At 72.5% G+C, this 18,729-nt stretch carries 17 protein-coding genes and 1 riboswitch; of the genes, 15 read left to right on the top strand and 2 right to left on the bottom strand.

Going from position 1 to position 18,729, the window contains the following annotated elements; all coding sequences use genetic code 11:
• Positions 1-149: 149 nt before the first annotated feature.
• Complete coding sequence (locus ACFC51_RS35270) at positions 150-959, bottom strand: DeoR/GlpR family DNA-binding transcription regulator (protein ID WP_376373733.1); 810 nt, start codon at positions 957-959, stop codon at positions 150-152.
• A gap of 325 nt (positions 960-1,284) precedes the next feature.
• Between ACFC51_RS35270 and ACFC51_RS35265 the strand changes: the two genes are divergently transcribed.
• Genes ACFC51_RS35265 through ACFC51_RS35230 form a run of 8 tightly spaced genes read left to right on the top strand, consistent with a single transcriptional unit; the run spans position 1,285 to position 10,349 of the window.
• A complete protein-coding gene (locus tag ACFC51_RS35265) occupies positions 1,285-2,352 on the top strand; it encodes a sugar ABC transporter substrate-binding protein (RefSeq protein WP_376532828.1) in 1,068 nt (355 codons plus the stop codon).
• Between the two features lie 32 nt (positions 2,353-2,384).
• Positions 2,385-3,221, top strand: a complete 837-nt coding sequence (locus ACFC51_RS35260; protein WP_376532826.1) for an ATP-binding cassette domain-containing protein — start codon at positions 2,385-2,387, stop codon at positions 3,219-3,221.
• On the top strand, positions 3,218-4,468 hold the full coding sequence (locus tag ACFC51_RS35255) for a sugar ABC transporter permease (RefSeq protein ID WP_376532824.1): 1,251 nt from the start codon (positions 3,218-3,220) through the stop codon (positions 4,466-4,468). The genes ACFC51_RS35260 and ACFC51_RS35255 overlap by 4 nt, the downstream gene beginning before the upstream one ends.
• Positions 4,469-4,472: 4 nt before the next feature.
• Positions 4,473-5,984, top strand: a complete 1,512-nt coding sequence (locus tag ACFC51_RS35250) for an FGGY family carbohydrate kinase (RefSeq protein ID WP_376532822.1) — start codon at positions 4,473-4,475, stop codon at positions 5,982-5,984.
• Entirely contained in the window at positions 5,981-7,489 is a 1,509-nt protein-coding gene (locus tag ACFC51_RS35245) for an FGGY-family carbohydrate kinase (RefSeq protein WP_376532820.1), read from the top strand. Before ACFC51_RS35250 ends, ACFC51_RS35245 begins: the two co-directional genes overlap by 4 nt.
• Complete coding sequence (locus ACFC51_RS35240) at positions 7,486-8,106, top strand: histidine phosphatase family protein (protein ID WP_376373688.1); 621 nt, start codon at positions 7,486-7,488, stop codon at positions 8,104-8,106. The genes ACFC51_RS35245 and ACFC51_RS35240 overlap by 4 nt, the downstream gene beginning before the upstream one ends.
• Positions 8,103-9,137 carry a 2-hydroxyacid dehydrogenase gene (locus tag ACFC51_RS35235; RefSeq protein WP_376373691.1) on the top strand — a complete coding sequence of 345 codons (1,035 nt, stop codon included), beginning with the start codon at positions 8,103-8,105 and terminating at the stop codon, positions 9,135-9,137. Before ACFC51_RS35240 ends, ACFC51_RS35235 begins: the two co-directional genes overlap by 4 nt.
• A gap of 42 nt (positions 9,138-9,179) precedes the next feature.
• Positions 9,180-10,349, top strand: a complete 1,170-nt coding sequence (locus ACFC51_RS35230) for a hypothetical protein (protein ID WP_376373694.1) — start codon at positions 9,180-9,182, stop codon at positions 10,347-10,349.
• Positions 10,350-10,385: 36 nt separating this feature from the next.
• Here ACFC51_RS35230 and ACFC51_RS35225 read toward each other — a convergent pair whose 3' ends face one another.
• Positions 10,386-11,369 carry a LacI family DNA-binding transcriptional regulator gene (locus ACFC51_RS35225; protein WP_376532818.1) on the bottom strand — a complete coding sequence of 328 codons (984 nt, stop codon included), beginning with the start codon at positions 11,367-11,369 and terminating at the stop codon, positions 10,386-10,388.
• Between the two features lie 111 nt (positions 11,370-11,480).
• On the opposite strand from ACFC51_RS35225, the gene ACFC51_RS35220 reads away from it, so the two are divergent.
• The 7 genes from ACFC51_RS35220 to ACFC51_RS35190 all read left to right on the top strand — a co-directional run bounded on the left by ACFC51_RS35220 (position 11,481) and on the right by ACFC51_RS35190 (position 18,715).
• Positions 11,481-12,809: an NCS2 family permease gene (locus tag ACFC51_RS35220; RefSeq protein WP_376532816.1), complete on the top strand. Its 1,329-nt coding sequence runs from the start codon at positions 11,481-11,483 to the stop codon at positions 12,807-12,809.
• Positions 12,810-12,820: 11 nt separating this feature from the next.
• Positions 12,821-14,518, top strand: a complete 1,698-nt coding sequence (locus tag ACFC51_RS35215; protein ID WP_376532814.1) for an adenine deaminase C-terminal domain-containing protein — start codon at positions 12,821-12,823, stop codon at positions 14,516-14,518.
• A 202-nt stretch (positions 14,519-14,720) separates the two neighbouring features.
• Entirely contained in the window at positions 14,721-15,338 is a 618-nt protein-coding gene (locus ACFC51_RS35210; RefSeq protein ID WP_376373705.1) for a TOPRIM nucleotidyl transferase/hydrolase domain-containing protein, read from the top strand.
• Between the two features lie 444 nt (positions 15,339-15,782).
• Positions 15,783-15,988, top strand: a riboswitch (cobalamin riboswitch).
• Between the two features lie 29 nt (positions 15,989-16,017).
• A complete protein-coding gene (locus ACFC51_RS35205; protein ID WP_376373707.1) occupies positions 16,018-16,731 on the top strand; it encodes an energy-coupling factor ABC transporter permease in 714 nt (237 codons plus the stop codon).
• On the top strand, positions 16,728-17,096 hold the full coding sequence (locus tag ACFC51_RS35200; RefSeq protein WP_376373709.1) for an energy-coupling factor ABC transporter substrate-binding protein: 369 nt from the start codon (positions 16,728-16,730) through the stop codon (positions 17,094-17,096). Before ACFC51_RS35205 ends, ACFC51_RS35200 begins: the two co-directional genes overlap by 4 nt.
• Positions 17,097-17,102: 6 nt before the next feature.
• Complete coding sequence (cbiQ, locus tag ACFC51_RS35195; protein WP_376532812.1) at positions 17,103-17,852, top strand: cobalt ECF transporter T component CbiQ; 750 nt, start codon at positions 17,103-17,105, stop codon at positions 17,850-17,852.
• Positions 17,849-18,715: an energy-coupling factor ABC transporter ATP-binding protein gene (locus ACFC51_RS35190; RefSeq protein ID WP_376532810.1), complete on the top strand. Its 867-nt coding sequence runs from the start codon at positions 17,849-17,851 to the stop codon at positions 18,713-18,715. The genes cbiQ and ACFC51_RS35190 overlap by 4 nt, the downstream gene beginning before the upstream one ends.
• The last annotated feature ends 14 nt before the right edge of the window (positions 18,716-18,729 follow it).

The raw sequence follows: 18,729 nt of genomic DNA, 5'->3' as shown, positions 1-18,729 counted from the left end.
CACCACCACCACCACCCCAGGACCCCGGTCGGCCGCGGCGGACACGGGGCGGCCGGCACCTCGGCGGCGCGAAGGCGCCCGCGGTTGTTCAGCAGACGCACGGCACGCCCTCCGTACACCGGCGCCCCTCTTCCACCGGCGCCCTCCGTCTACCGGCACCCCGCGTCGGCCGTAGCCGCGGGCTGTTCCGGGCGGGCCACGAGGACCTCGACGCCGTCGGCCTGGAGGGCGTCGAGGTCGAAGGCCGGGATTCCGGAGTCGACGATGACGAGGTCGAAGGCGGTCACGGGGGCCAGTTGGTAGAGGCCGCGTCGGCGGAACTTCGTGTGGTCGACCAGGAGGACCTTGCGTGCGCACGCCTCCATCAGGGCGCGCTTCACGGCCACCGTCTCCTGCGACTGGTGGTAGCAGTGTCCGCGGGTGATGGCGGTCGTGGAGGCGAACAGCGTGTCGGCGCTGAGGCTGGTCACGGCGTCCACGGTGCGCAGCCCCAGGAAGGCGTCGTAGGCGGGGTAGTAGGTTCCGCCCAGCGAGATGAGCTCGATGCCCGGGCTGTCGGCCAGCGTCTGGGTGACGGGGCCGAAGTTGGTGATGACGGTCAACGGGGCGTGCCGGTCCAGGAGGCGCGTGAGGGCCAGAGCGGTCGTGCTGTCGTCGATGACGACCGCCTGCCCGGGCTTGACGAACGACAGGGCGGCGCGGGCGATGGCTTCCTTCTCCGCCGTCATGGCACGGGCACGGTGGCGGACGTCGCCGTGGAAGGCGGTCGACGGCTGGGCCGTCGCGCCTCCGCGGACCTTTCTCAGCCAGCCCCGGTCCTGCAGGTAGTCGAGGTCCCGGCGGATGGTCATGGCCGTCACGCCCAGCTCGTCGGCCAGCTGCTCGATCCGGACGAACCCCCTGTCCACGACGCGGCCCTTGATCCGCTCCCTGCGCTCGCGGGGTTTCCGCGCGCTCATGTCGGCCGGCTGCCGGTCCTCTGCTCCCATGAAGGCTCCTGTTCATTTTCTGTGAAGTGAACATCCCCGGGCCTGACTCCGATTACGTCGTTCGTCACTCCTTCCGGTGAGGCGGCGCCCGTGGCCGCACCGCTGCCGCCGCCCGCCGCAACGACGGCCGACCGACGCGCTCCTCGCGCCGCCCGGCGGAACGCGCGCACCGAACGAACATCGAAATCAAGGGAAGCGCTACAGCAATTGTTCAATTACTGCGGCCCGTTGACACAAACGAAACATCTGAGTTTCCTGAGCGTTGCCTTCAGCGCCCACGAGCAAGGAGTGGAACATGAGAAGAACGGCACGTCCTGCTCTCCTCGCAATCCTCGTCCTGGGCACACTCGTCTCGTGCGCGGAGGAACCCGGCACGGCCGGTTCCGACGACGGCGGCGGCGCGGGCAAAGTCGCGTTCCTGATGCCTGACCTGGCCTCCACCCGGTACGAGCGGTACGACGCGCCGCTCTTCAGGAAACGTATGGGTGCGCTCTGCCAGGAATGCAAGGTGATCTACCAGAACGCCGACAGTGACGCCGCGTTGCAACAGCAGCAGGCCAACTCCGCGATGGCGCAGGGTGCGAGGGTGATCGTGCTGGACCCGGTCGACTCGGATTCGGCGTCCACCATCGTGCAGACGGCGCATTCACAGGGCGTCAAGGTGATCGCTTATGACCGACCGGTGTCCAAGAATCCGGCGGACTTCTACATTTCGTTCGACAACGAGGCGATCGGCGAATCCATCGGCCGGTCGCTGGTCGCCCGCCTGGAGAAGACGGGCGCGATGGGCGGCCTGCTCCAGGTCAACGGTTCCCCCACCGACGCCGCGGCCGGGCTGATCAAGAAGGGCATCCACACGGCCGTCGACGACAGCGGGTTCGACCTGCTCGCCGAGTACGACACCCCGGACTGGTCACCGGAGAAGGCGCAGCAGTGGGTGAGCGGACAGATCGCGCAGCACTCCGGACGCATCGCGGGCGTGGTGGCCGCCAACGACGGCACCGGTGGCGGGGCGATCGCGGCCTTCAAGGGCGCCGAGGTGAAGGTCCCGCCGGTCACCGGCAACGACGCCGAGCTGGCCGCGATCCAGCGCATCGTGTCGGGCGACCAGTACAACACCATCTCCAAGCCCATCAAGACCGTCGCCGAGGCGGCGGCGGAGGCCGCCCATCAGCTGATGAAGGGGGAGGAGCCCGAGCCGGACTCGACGCTCTTCGACACACCTTCACAGCTGTTCGAACCGACGGTGGTGACCCGGGAGAACCTCAAGGAGGTGGTCTTCGGCCCGGACGGGGTGCTCGGGACCGAGGACGTCTGCACCCGCGTGTACGCCGACGGCTGCCGCCGGCTCGGCATCCGGTAGCGCCTCCCGTGCCCCGGCGAGAGAAGCGTCCTATGACCGTCCCCTCGTTCTCCGGAACCGGAACACCTCCCCGGACCGACGGATCCGTCGTGCTGTCGCTGAGGGGCGTGAGCAAGCGGTTCGGTGCCGTCGCCGCGCTCAGCGGCGTCGACCTCGATGTCGCGGCCGGTGAAGTGGTCGCCGTGGTGGGGGACAACGGTGCGGGCAAGTCCACCCTCGTGAAGATCCTCTCCGGGGTCCACACCCCCGACGCGGGGACGATCGCCTTCCACGGCGAGGAGGTCGCGTTCGACTCCCCCGGCGCGGCGCACGCGCTGGGCATCGCCACGGTCCACCAGGACCTGGCGCTGTGCGAGAACCTCGACGTGAAGGCGAATCTCTTCCTCGGCCAGGAGCTACGGCCCTGGATGCTGGACGACGTCGCCATGGAGAAGCGGTCCTGGGAGCTGCTGCGTGAACTGGGGGCCAGGGTGCCCTCGCTCGACCTCCCCGTGGCGGCTCTCTCCGGCGGTCAGCGTCAGACGGTGGCGATCGCCCGGGCGCTGCTCGGCCGGCCGGAGGTCGTCCTGCTGGACGAACCGACGGCCGCCCTCGGCGTCGCGCAGACCGCCGAGGTGCTCGACCTCATCGAACGCCTCAAGGGCAACGGGCTCGGCACCGTCATGATCAGCCACAACATGGAGGACGTCCGGGCGGTCGCAGACCGGGTGGCCGTGCTCCGGCTCGGCCGCAACAACGGGGTGTTCGACGCCCGGGAGGTCTCGTACGAAGAGGTCGTCGCCGCCATCACCGGGGCGGCCGACAACGCCGTTTCGCAGCGTGCCGCGCGCCGCGCGGCCACCTCTCGACAGGAGGAGGGACAGCCGTGACCTCTCTCGGTTCTCCGGTGGCTGCGGCCACCGACCCGCCGGACGAGCCATCGGCGGCGCGACACGGTTTCCGCGACAGCGTCCGCGGTTCGGCCCGCCGGGTCCGGGCCGGCGACGTGGGCGTGCTGCCGGTCGTCGCCGGTGTCGTGGTGATCTGGACGATCTTCCAGTCGTTGAACCGGACCTTCCTCTCCAGCACCAACCTGGTGAACCTGGCCTTCGACATGGTGCCTCTGGGAGTCGTCGCGCTCGGCATCGTGTGCGTGCTGCTGGTCGGCCAGATCGACCTGTCGGTCGGCTCCGTGAGCGGTGTCGCCGCCGCGACGACGGGTGTGGTGATGGTCCGTCACGAGCAGTCGGTGTGGCTGGCGGTCCTGACGGCGGCGGGTGTCGGCGCGTTCATCGGCTGGCTCTACGGGCAGGCGCTCAACCGCTTCGGTGTGCCCAGCTTCGTCGCCACCCTGGGCGGTCTGCTGGCGTTCCTCGGCGCCCAGCTCTGGCTGCTGCGCGGCGAGAACGCCATCAACCTGCCGTACGACTCGGGTCTCGTGAGGTTCGCCCAGGTGTGGTTCGTCCCGGAGGCGGTGGCCTACGCCTTCATGGTGCCGGCGGCCGGAGGGTTCCTCGCGCTGGGCCTGCTCCGTGCCCGCAGTCGCCGCCGCGCCGGGCTGTCGTCCGTCTCGCCGCGGTGGCTGGCCGTGCAGTCCCTCGCGCTGGCGGCGGCGCTGCTGTTCGCGGTGTACTACCTGAACCTCACCCGCGGGGTGCCGTGGATGTTCGTGCTCTTCGTCGCCCTGGTCCTGATCCTGCACTACGTCCTCGCCCGGACCGGGTTCGGCCGGTCCCTGTACGCGGTGGGCGGCAACGCGGAGGCGGCCCGCAGAGCCGGCGTCGACGTACGCGCCGTGTACACCGCGGCGTTCGTCATGTGCTCGACGCTCGCCGCGACAGGCGGGGTGCTGGCCGCCGCCCGTCTCGCGGCGGCGAATCAGAGCACCGGCACGGCCGACGTGAACCTCAATGCCATCGCCGCCGCGGTGATCGGCGGGACCAGCCTTTTCGGGGGCCGCGGATCCGCCTTCGCCGCCCTGCTCGGTGTCCTCGTCATCCAGTCGATCTCCAGCGGGCTCACCCTGCTCAATCTCGATTCCGCGTACCGCTTCGTCATCACGGGCTGCGTGCTGCTGGTCGCCGTCGCCCTGGACTCCGCCGCCCGCCGCTCGCGGCTGGCACACGGAAGGGGCTGAGAGCATGACATCGCTGGCCATCGACGCGGGCACCACCACGGTCAAGGTCGTCGGATACGGGTCCGACGGAGCGGAACTGACGGTGAGCCATCGCCCGACCCGGGTGCTGCGGCCGTGTCCGAGCCATGCGGAGCAGGACATGGACGAGGTGTGGGCAGCGGTCGCCTCCGCGGTCCGGGAGGTCGTGGCCGCACTGCCCGAGCCCCCGGGGCTGGTCGCCGTGACCGGGCAGGGCGACGGAGCGTGGCTCGTCGACGAGCGGGGCCGGCCCACCGGGCCCGCGGTGCTGTGGAACGACGGCCGGGCCTCCGACCTGGTCACCGGGTGGGAGCAGGACGGCACCCTGGAACAGGCGTTCAGGATCTGCGGCTCCCGCATGTCCGCCGGCATGCCCAACGCCGTCCTGGCCTGGATGCGCGAGCACGATCCGGACCGGACGCGCCGCTCCCGCTCCCTGCTGACCTGCGGCGGATGGCTCTTCCTGAAGCTCACCGGAGAGACGGCCGTGGACGAGTCCGAGGCGTCGGCGCCCTTCCTGGACCTCGGGCGGCGCACCTGGTCCGAGAAGCTGTTCGAGCTGTACGGCGTGGAGTGGGCCAGGGATCTGCTTCCCGCGCTCCGGGACGACGACCACCGGGTGACCGCGCTCGGCGCCGCCGCCACCGCGGAGACGGGACTGCCCCCCGGCATCCCGGTCGTGCTGGCGCCCTACGACATCTGCGCCACGGCCATCGGCTCGGGCGCGGTCGTCGCCGGCCGGGCCTGCACCGTGCTCGGCACCACGCTGTCCACCGAGATCGTCACCGACTCGGCCGGCTGCGTGCTCACCGACGCCCCCGTGGGCATCACCGTCGCCCTGGGCGTCCCCGGGCACTACCTGCGCGCCTTCCCCACCATGAGCGGCGGCGACATGCTGCACTGGGGCGCACGGCTCCTCGGGCTCGGCTCGGCCACCGAGCTGATGGGACTCGCCGAGCACGGCGCCGAGGACACGGCCGGGGTGCGGTTCCTCCCGTACGTCTCCTCGGCCGGGGAACGTGCCCCGTTCTTCGACCCGGGAGCCCGTGGCTCCCTGTCCGGTCTGTCCCTGGACAGCGGCCGGGAGGACGTGGCCCGCGCGGTGGTGGAAGGTGTCACCATGGCGATCCGCGACTGCCTGGCCGCCTCCGCGGCCACCCCGGAACTGCTGACCCTCAGCGGCGGCGGTGCCAGAAGCGCGTACTGGACCCGGATGATCGCCGACGTCGTCGGGCTGCCGGTGGCGATCCCAGCCGACGCGGAGACCGGGGCCCGCGGCGCCTGGCTGACCGCCGTGGTCGCGACCGGCCGCGAGCCCGACTTCGCCACCGCGGCGGCGCGGCACGTGCGGATCTCCGCCACCTGCGAGCCGGACCCCGCCAAGGGCACGGCGGTGAGGGACCGCTATGCGGAGTTCCTGCGGCTGCGGGAGCTGCACAGGCCGATCTGGGCACTCGGCCGCGGCGGTGCGGGCCTCACCGAAGGAGCCGGCGCATGACCGGCGACGATCCGGACATCTGGCTCGGCGTGGACCTGGGCACCCAGGGGGTCCGCGCGGTCGCCGTGGCCTCGGACGGCCGGGTGCTCGGCACGGGGTCGTCGCCGCTGACCAGTGACCGGCGGGGCGCACGCCATGAGCAGGACCCGGAACAGTGGTGGCGTGCGGTCCGCTCGGCGGTCGGGCAGACCTGCGCCGCCGGCGCCGACCCGCACCGCATCCGGGCCGTGGCCGTGGACGCGACCTCCGGGACCGTCACCCTGACCGACCGGCACGGTAGGTGCGTCACCCCTGGTCTCATGTACGACGACGGCCGTGCGACGGTGGAGACCGAGCAGGTGAACGCGGTCGGTGAACACCAGTGGGCCAGGGCGGGCTACCGCCGGATGCAGCGCTCCTGGGGGCTTCCCAAGCTCCGCTGGCTGCTCGACAGGCACCCCCACGCGGTGGCGGAGGGCTGGCGCCTCGCCCACCAGAACGATGTGATCAACCGCAGGCTCGTCGGGCACGACGTGCCCACGGACACCAGCAACGCCCTCAAGTCCGGGGCCGACGCGGCAACGGTGAACTGGCCCGGGAAGGTCTTCGCCGCGCTGGGGATCCCCGCCGGCGTCCTGCCGGGCCTGGTGGTGCCCGGCACCGTGATCGGCGAGGTCTGCGCCGGTGCAGCGGCCGAGTGCGGACTCGTCCCCGGCATTCCCGTCGTCGCAGGGATGACCGACGGCTGTGCGGCCCAGCTCGGCTCCGGGGCGACCGCGGCCGGCAGCTGGAACTCGGTGCTGGGTACGACGCTCGTCCTCAAAGGGGTGACCGAGGACCTGCTCCGTGACCCGAACGGCGTCGTCTACTCCCACCGTTCCCCTTCCGGCCACTGGCTGCCCGGCGGTGCCTCCAGCACGGGGGCGGGCCTGGTCTCCCGGGAGTTCGCAGGCGCCGACCTGGACGGGCTGACCGCCGCGGCCGGTTCCCTCCTGCCCACCGGCCTGCTGCGCTATCCGCTGGTCTCGCCCGGGGAGCGGTTCCCGTTCGTCGCCCCGGACGCGGTCGCGTTCGCCAGCCGCGCACCGGCCGGCCGCTCCGAGGACTTCGCCGCGCTGATGCAGGGGGTCGCGTATCTCGAACGCCTCTGCTTCGACTACCTGGACCTGCTCGGCGCCCGGGTCGAGGGGCCCGTCGTCCTCACCGGGGGAGCGACACGCAACCCGGTGTGGAACCAGCTGCGCGCCGACGTGCTGCGGCGGCCCGTGTCGCTGCCCCGCCACGGCCGGCCCGCGCTCGGAATGGCCGTGCTCGCGGCCTCCGCCGTCGGGGAGCACGGCGCCACCGGGCCGGCGCTGGATCGTGCCGCCGCCGCGATGGTGCGGGTGGACCGGGTCCTGGAGCCGCGGGCCTCGCACCGGTCCGCGCACGACGAGGGCTACGTCCGGCTGCTCGGACTGCTGGTCGAGCGTGGCTGGCTGCCCGGGACCGTCGCGGACCACGCACGGGAAAGGACCGCACCATGAGCGTCCATGTCTTCCTCGTCCGGCACGGGGAGAGCGTCTGGCACGAGGAGAACCGCTACGCCGGGATCACCGACATCGCTCTCTCCCCGCACGGCCGCGCCCAGGCGTCCGGGCTCGCCTCGTGGGCGGGCGGTGCGGACCTCACGGCGGTGTGGTCCTCCCCGCTGCGACGCTGCCGGGAGACCGCGGAGGGATGCGCGGCCCGCGCCGGTCTGCCACTGGCCCTCGAACCACGTCTGCGTGAGCTGGATTTCGGTGCCGCCGAGGGGCTGACCCGCGCCGAGCTGCGGGAACGCCTGCCCGGTGCCCTGAAGGCCTTCGAGGCCGACCCGGTCGGGAGCCACTTCCCGGAGGGCGAGGACCCCGTCGCCGCCGGAGAGCGCTACGCCGGATTCCTCGACGGGCTGCGGGCGGGTCAGGAGGGCCGCGTTCTCGTCGTGGCCCACTCCACCGCCATCCGGCTCGCGCTCTGCCGGCTCCTGGGGATCCCGTTGCGGGACTACCGCCGTGTCTTCCCCCGCCTGGCCAACTGCGCGCTGACCGAACTGATCCTCCGCGACGGCACACCCTCGCTGCTGGCGCTGAACCAGCACGTGACCCCTGGAGTACCCGAGTGACCACGATCCTCGCGGCCGGCGACCACTTCGTCCGCAACGCGCTGCTCACCGACCGCCTCCGGCCGGTCGCACCCGGGGCGGCCTTCCGTGAACTCACCCTGCCCTGGCCCGTCGAGCCCTTCGGTACGGTGGCCGAGGTCCACGAGGCCTCGGGTACCGAGGACCAGCTGATCGAGGCCCTGGACGGTGTGGACATCTGCGTGACGCAGATGGCGCCGCTGACGGAACGGATCCTGGCGGCGAGCCCGGGGCTCCGCCTGTTCTGCGTCGGCCGGGGAGGCCCCGTCAACGCGAATCTCGCGGCGGCCACCCGGCACGGTGTCGCGGTCACCTTCGCCCCCGGCCGCAACGCCACCGCCACGGCCGAGCACACGGTGGCCCTGATGCTGGCCGCCACCCGCCGGGTCCCGGCCACCCACCAGGACCTCACCGCGGGCGTCTGGCGGGGCGACTACTACCGCTACGACAGCGTCGGCCCCGAACTCGCGGGCAGTACGGTCGGCATCGTGGGACACGGCGCCATCGGCTCCCGGGTGGCCCGCATCGTCCAGGGCTTCGGCGCTCGTGTCCTGGTCGCAGACCCGTACCTGGGCGAGGCCGGAGCGGCACCCGCCGAACGGGTGGAACTCCCCGACCTCATGCGCCGCTCCTCCTTCGTGACCGTGCACGCGCGGGCCACCCCTGGGACCGCGGGCCTGCTCTCCCGCGAGCTGATCGGGCTCATGCCTCCCGGCGGCGTACTCGTCAACTGCGCCCGCGGTTCGCTGGTCGACTACGACGCCGTGTGCGACGCCCTGGACGAGGGCCGGCTCTTCGCCGCCGCGTTCGACGTGTTCCCCGAGGAGCCGCTCCCGGCCGGGTCCCGGCTGCGGTGCACGCCCGGCGTCGTCATGACCCCGCACCTGGCGGGCGCCAGCAAGCAGACCGCCCACAACGCCTCCGCCCTGGTGGCGGATGAGGTCGCCCGCTTCCTGGCCGGCGGGGCGCCGGCCCACTGCGCCAACCCGGAGGTGCTGCGGGCCCGGTCCTGACCGGCACTCGAAGGAGGCACCGCCCTGTGGAAAGGAAACCGCGTGCGAGGCAAGCTCCGGATGTTCCGTACCTTCCTGGTCGCCGGGGTCGGTGTCCCGGTCCTGCTCCTGTCCGTCCCCTCCCCCGGTGTCGCCGCCGGCAGCCGGCCGGGCGGCGGGATACCCGGCCTGCCGTCCTCGGTGTACGGCGGGGCCTGGCCGACCAGCCATCTGCAGGGCGTGACCGTGGACCGCCGACGCGGCTTCGTCTACTGGTCGTTCACGCAGAAGCTCGTGAAGACCGACCTCCGCGGCACGGTCGTGGGGACCGTCGAGGGCCTCACCGGCCATCTCGGCGACATCGACGTCGACGAACGGGACGGCAGGGTCTACGGATCGCTCGAGTACAAGGCGGCGGCATCGTTCTACATCGCGGTCTTCGACACCCGGGCGATCGACCGGACAGGGATGGACGCCGAACGGGACGGGGTGATGACGGCGGTCCATCTCGGCAAGGTGGCCGCCGACTTCAGCGCGGACATGGACGGTGACGGCGTCTTCGACGGCGACACCGCCGACACGGCCGACCACCGCTACGGATGCAGCGGCATCGACGGCGTGTCGTTCGGCCCCGCGTTCGGCAGGCGCGGCGGCAAGCAGACGCTGAAGGTCGCGTACGGCGTCTACTCCCACACCGGGAGGAGCGACAACGACCACCAGGTGATCCTGGACTACGACATCAGCGGCTGGGCCCGGTACGCGCGACCGCTGTCCCAGGACGCCCCGCACCACAGCGGCCCCGCACACCCGGACAACACCTTCTTCGTCCGCACCGGCAACACCACCTACGGTGTGCAGAACCTCCAGTACGACCCGTACACCGGGAACTGGTTCATGGCGGTCTACAAGGGCAGGAAGGACGGGTTCCCCAACTACTCCCTGTTCGCCGTCGACGGGTCCGCCCGCCCGGTGCGCGGCGCGATCGAGGGGCAGCCCACGCCGGAGACCGGCCTTCTCCTCCCGCTCCGCGAGGCCGGGCTGCGCGATGCGGCGACCGGGATCCGCGGCTGGGAGTTCCAGGGCAGTTACGGCTTCGACGCGTTGGGCGGCGGACGGTACTACGTGGCGGAGGCCCGCACCGTGGAGGAGGACGGCGTCGTCAAGCAGGCGGGCGAGATCCGTCTGCACCGCTGGACGGGCGGAACCCCGGGCCCGTTCACACCCGTCGGCTGACGGCGCACGTCGGCCGCGGTCACCTCCACCCGGCCGTCAGGCCCGTGGGCGCGGCGGCCGTCCCGTCGAGGCACGGGCACGCAGTTCGACGGGCAGCAGCTGGTGGCCGGCCCCCTCGGCCCCTGTGGAGACCAGGTGCAGGAGACGCTCCACCGCGTGCCGCCCCGCGTCCGCGGCCGGTACCCGCAGCGCCGTGACGTCCGGCATCGCGAGTCCCGCCGCGGACAGGTCGTCCGCACAGGCCAGGCTGATGTCTCCGGGGGTGGTCACCCCCAGCACGGCCATGCGGTGCAGCAGGCCCAGGAGCAGCGTGCTGCTGTACGCGACCACCGCCGTGCAGCCGGAGTCGAGGACCGCCTCGGCGGCGCGGACGCCGGCCTCGAACTCCGGTGGGAAGGGGCCCATGGCCCGCACCTCGCAGTCGGCGGCCGCCTCGCGCAGGCCGCGCAGCCGCCGCGGGTCGAGCCAGGAGCCCTCGGGCCCGCCCAGGTAGGCGATCCGGCGGTGGCCGAGGCCGGACAGGTGGGCGCCGATCTCCCCGAGGCCCGAGGGGGTGTCGATGACGACGGAACTGACCCCGCGGACACGGCGGTCGAGGGTGACCAGCGGCAGCCTGCGGGCGACGTCCGTCAGCAGCGGTCCGGCCGCGAGCGGGGCGGCGGCCGCGAAGCCGTCGACGCGTTCGGCCAAGCGGTCGTAGAGTGCCTGCTCGCGCGCGGACGACCCGTTGGTCACCACCACGATGAGCTCGCAGCCCGCCTCCTCCGCGGCCTCCTGGGCGCCGGCGATGACGGGGGCGTAGAACGGGTTGGCCAGTGAGGGGACGCTGAAGGCGAGCAGCCCGGTCCGGCCGGTGACCAGGGCGCGGGCGGCGGAGTTGTGGCGGTAGCCGAGCCTCTCGGCCACGGCCACCACACGCGCACGCGTGGCTTCGGAGACCATGTCGGGCCGGCTCAGCGCGCGGGAGACGGTGGACGCCGACACCCCGGCCTCCCGGGCCACGTCCTCGAGTCGCGCCATCGCGTCCCCCTCCTCTGCGTCGTTCCCCCGCGGCTTTACATCTGCGCGAGCCGGTCCGTACCCTACCGTGCAAACGCATGCTGCAAGCGATTGCATTGATGAGGAGCGGCGATGGCGACCGATACGACCGCGGAGAGCGTCCCGAAGGTGGACCGGTTCTTCCGGCTGAGTGAGCGGGGGACGTCCGTCCGCACGGAACTGCTCGCGGGTGTGAGCATGTTCCTCGCCTCCGCCTACGTGGTCGTCGTGGTGCCCGGGATGCTCGCCGGCGCCGGGGTGCCGCACGCGGCGGCGACCACCGGGGTGATCGTGACGGTGGTGCTCGCGACGCTCTTCATGGGGCTCTACGCCAACCTGCCGTTCGTCCTGGCGCCCGGACTCGGCGGCGTGGCGCTCGTCGCGGTCACCCTCATCGGGCAGGAGAAGGTGCCGTACCCGGTGGCCATGGGCATGGTCTTCTGGTCCGGTGTGGCGTTCCTGCTGCTGACCCTGCTCGGCATCCGCCAGCTCGTCACCCGCATCATCCCTGACTGCGTACGACTGGCGATCGGGCCCGCCATCGGCCTCTACATCGCGATGCTGGGCTTCCGCTCGGCCGGACTCATCGGTGTGGGCAGGAAGGGGCTCGAACTCGGCGACCTCGGCTCCGCGGCCGCGTTGCTGGCCCTCGCGGGCCTGGTGCTGATCGCCGCCCTCTCCTCGCGCAAGGTGCCCGGCACGCTGCTGATCGCCATCGCGGTGCTGACCGTCGCGGCGATCCCCCTCGGCGTCGCCGAGGTGCCCGGCTCCCTCTTCGAGGCCCCTGGAGGCATGGGCCCGGTGGCGTTCGACATCGACCTGTGGGGCGCGCTCGAACCGCACTACCTGCCCTACCTGTTCGCCCTCTTCGCCGCCGAGTTCTTCTCCACCACCGGCGTCGTGATGGCGGTGGGCGAGCGGATCGGGCTCACCGACGACCAGGGGCAGATGAAGGACATCAACAAGCCGTTCCTCGTCGACTCCGTCAGCGTGATCGGGGGTTCGGCCATGGGCGGCCCGAGCGTGACGACGTACCTGGAGTCGGCGGCCGGCTCCGACAGCGGCGGCCGTACGGGGCTGACCTCGGTCGTCACCGGCGGCCTGTTCGCCCTGCTGCTGCTCTTCACCCCGGTCGCGACCATGATCCCGGAGGCGGCGACCGCCCCGGTGCTGATGTTCATCGGCCTGTCGATGCTCGCCGGGCTGCGCAAGGTCGACATGTCCGACGTCACCGACGCCCTTCCGGCGGCCCTCACCGTCGCCTGCACCCTGTTCTGGGGCAACTTCGGCACCGGCATCGCCGCCGGTCTCACCTCGTACGTGCTGGTCAAGGCGGCGTCCGGGCGCTTCAGGGACATCCACGTCGGGATGTGGGTCCTGCTGCCCTTCCTCGGCTACTTCTTCTACAACTCCATCCACTGATCGGAAATCTCGTGCACGACGTCCGCATCTTCGGGGGCAGTGTCGTCTCCGTCTTCACCGGCGAGGTCTTCACCGCTGACGTCCTCGTCACCGGCGAGGTCATCAGCGGGGTGGTGCCGCCGGGCACCGGTGGCGAGGCCGCCCGCCTGGTCGACGCCACCGGACGGCTGATCGTCCCCGGGTTCCTCGACGCGCACATGCACGTCGAGAGCTCCTTCCTCACCCCGGCCGCGTTCGCGTGGCTGACGCTGCCGCGCGGCACGACCACCGTGCTCGCGGACCCGCACGAGATCGTCAACGTCGCCGGGCGCGCGGCGATGCGGTGGATGATCGAGGCGGGGCGGTCCACCCCGCAGACGCAGCTGTGGGGCGTGCCGTCGTGCGTGCCGGCGCTCGCCGGGTTCGAGCACTCCGGCGCCCACCTGGACGCCGCCGACGTCGGCGATCTGCTGCGCTGGGACGGCGTACGGGCACTCGCCGAGGTCATGGACTACCGCGCAGTGGTCTCCGGCGACGAGCGGATGCACTCCATCATCGCGACCGCCCGGGACCAGGGTGCCATCCTCGACGGGCACTGCCCCGGCCTGTCCGGCGAGGAGCTCAGCCGGTACATGGCCACCGGCATCGACTCCGACCACACCAAGAACACCCCCGAGATCGTGGTCGAGAAGGCCCGTCTCGGCATGACCGTGATGCTCCAGGAGAAGTGCCTGGAGCCCGAGGTCGTCCGGGCCCTCATCGCACTGCCGCAGCTGCCGCCCGTCTGCCTCGTCACCGACGACCTGGCGGCCGACCACATCACGGCGAAGGGGCATCTGGACCACATCGCCCGTACGGCGGTCGCGGCCGGGCTGCCCGCGCTCGACACGCTGCGCGCGCTGACCTGGACGCCCGCCCAGCGGCTCCGGCTGCCCGACCGGGGCGTCGTCGCGCCGGGCAGGCGCGCCGACCTCGTGCTGCTCGAAGGGCCGTTGGAGGACTTCGCCGTCGACTCCGTCATCGCGGGCGGCCGGCTCGTCGCGGCCGGAGGACGGCCGGTGTACGAGGAACCGCACCCGGGCGGCCACCCGTTCGCGGGCTCCGTCCACGTGCCCGGGCTCCCGGACGACGAGTACACGTGGCGGGTGGACCTGCCCGACGGGCGCCACCGCTTCCGGGCGCTGCGCGTCAACCCGGTCGACACGTACACCGAGCCCACCGAGATCGAACTCGATGTCACCGGCGGTGAGGTCGCGTGGGAGGGCCGGACCGCCCTGTGCTGGGTGCGCAACCGGCACGGCCGCGACCACACGGCCTGTGTGCCGGTGACCGGGATGGACCTCGGCGACGGCGCGGTCACCACGACGTACGCCCATGACAGCCACAACCTCGTCACGCTCGGCACCGCACGGCGCTCGATGCGGGCCGCCGCCTCGGCGGTGCTGGACGACGACGGCGGCGTGGCCGTGGCCCGTGACGGCGCCGTCACCGCCCGACTGCCCCTGGCCGTCGGCGGGGTGATGTCGACGGCCCCGGCCGCCGAGGTCGCCGACGCCTCCCGCCGGGTGCGGGACGAACTCGGCACATGGGGATGGCGTCACCGCAACCCGTTCATGAGCGTCTCGACGCTCACCCTGGCCGTCTCCCCCACGATGAAGATCACCGACCTGGGCCTGGTGGACGTCCTCGCCCGTGACTGGACCGCGCAGGTCCTGGACGGCTGCCACTGACGGCACCCGGCCCGCCGGCTCCCGACCTCCCGTGGGTCCGTGCGTCCACGGTGTCCGGCGCGTCGTGCCGGGTGTCGCAAGGCGAACGGGCGGGAGACGGACCCACGGCTCCGCATGTTGCGACGGCCCGCCCTGGCCGGACGGGCCGTCGGACGGCGGATAATCCCTCGCGCGGTGGCCGGGAATCGCGGAGACTCGCCCCGTGTCCGACATGCATGCGTTCCGGGAGGCGGTCACGGCGTGGGCCGCCGGTGGCCCCGATGAGGCCGCGCGGGGTCTGGCCGCGCGGTTGCCCGTCCGGACCGCGGTCCTGCTCGAAGGCCCGAGCGACGTCGCCGCGGTCGACGCACTGGCCGCGGCGCACGGCCGGGACCTGGCGGCCGAGGGGATCTGCGTCCTGCCGATGGGCGGCGCGATGAACATCGGACGCTACGCCCGCCTCCTCGGACCGCCCGGCCTGGACCTCGCCCTCACCGGGCTGTGCGACGAGAACGAATCGGGCTGCTTCGCCCGCGGCCTGGAGCGGGCCGGTGCGGCGCGGGAGGGCTTCTTCGTCTGCGCGGCGGATCTGGAGGACGAGCTCATACGCGCGCTGGGCGTGGCCCGGGTGAAGGAGCTCGTACAGGCGGAGGGGGATCTGCGCCCCCTCCAGACCTTCCTGAACCAGCCCGCGCAGCAGGGTCGCGCACCGCAGCAGCAGTTGCGGCGCTTCCTCGGCACGAAGAAGGGCCGCAAGATCCGCTACGGCCATGTGCTGGTCGAGGCGCTCGGCTCCGGGCGTGTGCCCGCCCCGCTCGACAGCCTGCTCGCCGGTCTCTGACCGCTCTGCACCCTGCCGGTACGGGCGTAAGGGCCGCATCGCGCACGGCGTTTGCGGGCCGGGGCGGTCAGTTCGACACATGACGCACGCCGCGCTCGACGAACCGGAGAGGTACGGCCGCCGCCTGCCCTGCGCCGACCCGGTCCGAGGACACGGCGTGAGCCGTCCGGGCGGGCGGGGCACCGGACCTCCGGCCGGCTGCCGGGGCGGCGGCGCACCGGCAGCCGGCATCCACCGTTCAGGATGGTGAGTTTGTCCACACCGCCGGATCGCGCCGCCCCGCCGGTGGGCCGTGACGGCCGGCTCGTGCGTGGAGCGGCCGGGGGCACGGGCCGGGCCAGGGGCGGGCGGGGCGGCTCCGTCCCGGGGCGGCGGACGTACGGCGGCCGCGGTGAACCCGGCCGCGGCCGTGGAGCCCCGCGGTCGCGGGCGGATGGGCGTGCTTGTCATCGCCCCCCACCTGGCACTACTGTCGCCACGCCTTGGTGAACGGGAAATCCGGTGTGATGCCGGTGCGGCCCTCGCCACTGTGATCGGGAAGTCCGGCTCCGGCCCTCGCGGGCAGCCACTGGGTCCTTGTGACCCGGGAAGGCGGAGTCGGACGGTGTCACCCGTCAGCCAGGAGACCGGCCAGGGCACTTCAACCATCCACGAGGTGCTGGAGAGGGTCTGCTGAGCCATGCACATAGCCGAGGGTTTTCTGCCTCCGGCGCACGCGATCGCCTGGGGCGTCGCGTCCGCGCCGTTTGTCGTACACGGAGTCCGGTCACTCACACGTGAGGTCCGGGAGAACCCTGAGAGCACCCTGCTCCTGGGCGCTTCCGGAGCCTTCACCTTCGTCCTATCCGCCCTGAAGATCCCTTCCGTCACGGGGAGTTGCTCCCATCCCACCGGCACAGGGCTGGGCGCCATCCTGTTCCGGCCGCCGATCATGGCGGTGCTGGGCACCATCACACTGCTCTTCCAGGCGCTGCTGCTCGCGCACGGAGGGCTGACCACGCTCGGGGCCAACGTCTTCTCGATGGCGATCGTGGGCCCCTGGGCCGGCTACGCGGTGTACCGGCTGCTGCGCCGGTACGACGTGCCGTTGATGGTCGCGGTCTTCTTCGCCGCGTTCGTCGCCGACCTGTCCACCTACTGCGTCACCAGTGTCCAGCTCGCGCTCGCCTTCCCCGACCCGGGCACCGGGTTCCTCGGCGCGCTGGGGAAGTTCGGTTCCATCTTCGCGGTCACCCAGATCCCGCTCGCGGTGAGCGAAGGGCTCCTGACCGTGCTGGTCATGCGGCTCCTCGTGCAGTCCAGCAAGGGTGATCTGACCCGGCTCGGCGTGTTCCTCGCCGGCAAGCGGGCCCGGACCACGACGGACGAGAAGACCGAGGCGATGGCCCGATGAACAAGAACACGAAGATCAACGCCCTTCTGCTGCTCGTCGTGGCCGCCCTGGCCGTCCTGCCGCTCGTCCTCGGGCTCGGCGACGACAAGGAGGAGCCGTTCGCGGGCGCGGACGCCCAGGCGGAGACGGCGATCACCGAGATCGATCCCGGGTACGAACCCTGGTTCTCCCCGCTGTACGAACCGCCCTCCGGTGAGATCGAGTCGGCGCTGTTCGCGCTCCAGGCGGCGCTCGGCGCGGGCGTCCTCGCCTACTACTTCGGTCTGCGGCGCGGGCGCCGTCAGGGCGAACTGCGCGCGGGGGAAGCGCAGGACGGCGGGGGTGCCCCTGCCGGGACCGGGGAGTCACCGGCGCGGGGGGCCTGAGCCCACGTGCTGCCGATCGACGCGGCGGCGCACAGCAGTCGCTGGCGCCGCCGCCACCCCGTCGACAAGGCCGTGCTCGGACTGGGGCTGACGGTGCTGGCGATCTCGCTGCCACCGTGGCCCGGTGCCGTCCTGGTCCTCGTCACCGCGGTCTGCGTACTCCTGGGTCCGGCCGGCGTGCCGGCCCGCCATCTGTGGCGGGCCTACCGGGTGCCCCTGGGCTTCTGCGTCACCGGGGCGGTGACACTCCTCGTCCAGGTCGGCGGGCCGGAGGGGCTCGTCGGTCTGGCCGACGGCGGGCCGGTCCGTGCCGGGGAACTGCTGCTGCGCACCTCGGCCGCGTCCCTCGGTGTCCTGCTGTTCGCCTTCACCACACCGATGTCCGACCTGCTGCCCCGGCTGGTCGGGGCGGGGGTGCCCGCTGCGGTGGTGGACGTCGCCCTGGTGACCTACCGCATGAGCTTCCTGCTCCTCGACTCGATGCGCCGGATCCGGGAGGCCCAGGCCGCCCGGCTCGGCCACACCACCCGGGCGGCGTCCTGGCGTTCCCTGGCCGGGCTCGGAGCCACCGCCTTCATCAGGGCCTTCGACCGCGCGGCACGGCTCCAGTCGGGGCTGGCCGGGCGCGGCTACGACGGCACCTTGCGCGTCCTGGTGCCCGAGGCGCGTGTCTCCGCCCGGTTCACGGCCGCGAGTGCGCTGCTGCTCGCGGCCCTCACCGCACTGACCTTCGCCCTGGAAAGGCCGCTGTCATGAGCGATTCCGTGCTGCTCGCCCTTCGGGGCGCGTCCTTCGCGTACGAGGACGGTCCCGCCGTGCTCAGCGGCCTCGACTTCGAGGCGCGCGAAGGGCGCGCGCTCGCCCTGCTGGGCAGGAACGGCAGTGGCAAGACGACGCTGATGCGGCTCCTCAGCGGTGGACTGCGTCCGAAGGAAGGGCGGTTGACCGTCGAGGACCGTCCGGTCACGTACGACCGGAAGGGGCTGACCCGGCTGCGTACGACGGTCCAGCTGGTGGTGCAGGACCCGGACGACCAGTTGTTCGCCGCCTCCGTCTCCCAGGACGTGTCGTTCGGGCCGCTCAATCTCGGCCTGTCCACCGAGGAGGTCCGAGCGCGGGTGGACGAGGCGCTCGCCGCCTTGGACATCACGGCTCTGGCGGACCGGCCGACCCACCTCCTCTCCTACGGGCAGCGCAAACGGACCGCCATCGCGGGCGCGGTCGCGATGCGTCCCCGTGTGCTGATCCTCGACGAGCCGACCGCCGGGCTCGATCCGGACGGTCAGGAGCGGCTGCTCGACACGCTCGGCACCCTGCGCGGTGGTGGCACCACCGTCGTGATGGCCACGCACGACGTGGACCTCGCGCTGCGGTGGGCCGACGACGTCGCGCTCCTCACCCCGTCCGGTGTCCGGGCCGGGTCCGCGCCCGAGACGCTGGCCCGCACGGATCTGCTGCGGGAGGCCGGACTCCGGCTGCCGTGGGGTGTCGCGACCACTCAGCTCCTGCGTGCTCACGGGCTGTTGGCGGCGACGGCGACGGGCCCCAGGACCCCGGAGCAGCTCGCGGCGGACTTCGTCCCGCCGGCCGTCGCCGTCAGGACCCCGGCGGAGTCCTGACGGCGCGCCCGGAA

It is taken from the genome of Streptomyces sp. NPDC055962, from assembly GCF_042270185.1.
In the GTDB taxonomy this organism is placed as follows: Bacteria; Actinomycetota; Actinomycetes; order Streptomycetales; family Streptomycetaceae; genus Streptomyces.
The sequence above is the reverse complement of the archived record's forward strand: the minus strand, read 5'-3'. Positions and strand labels throughout refer to the sequence as shown.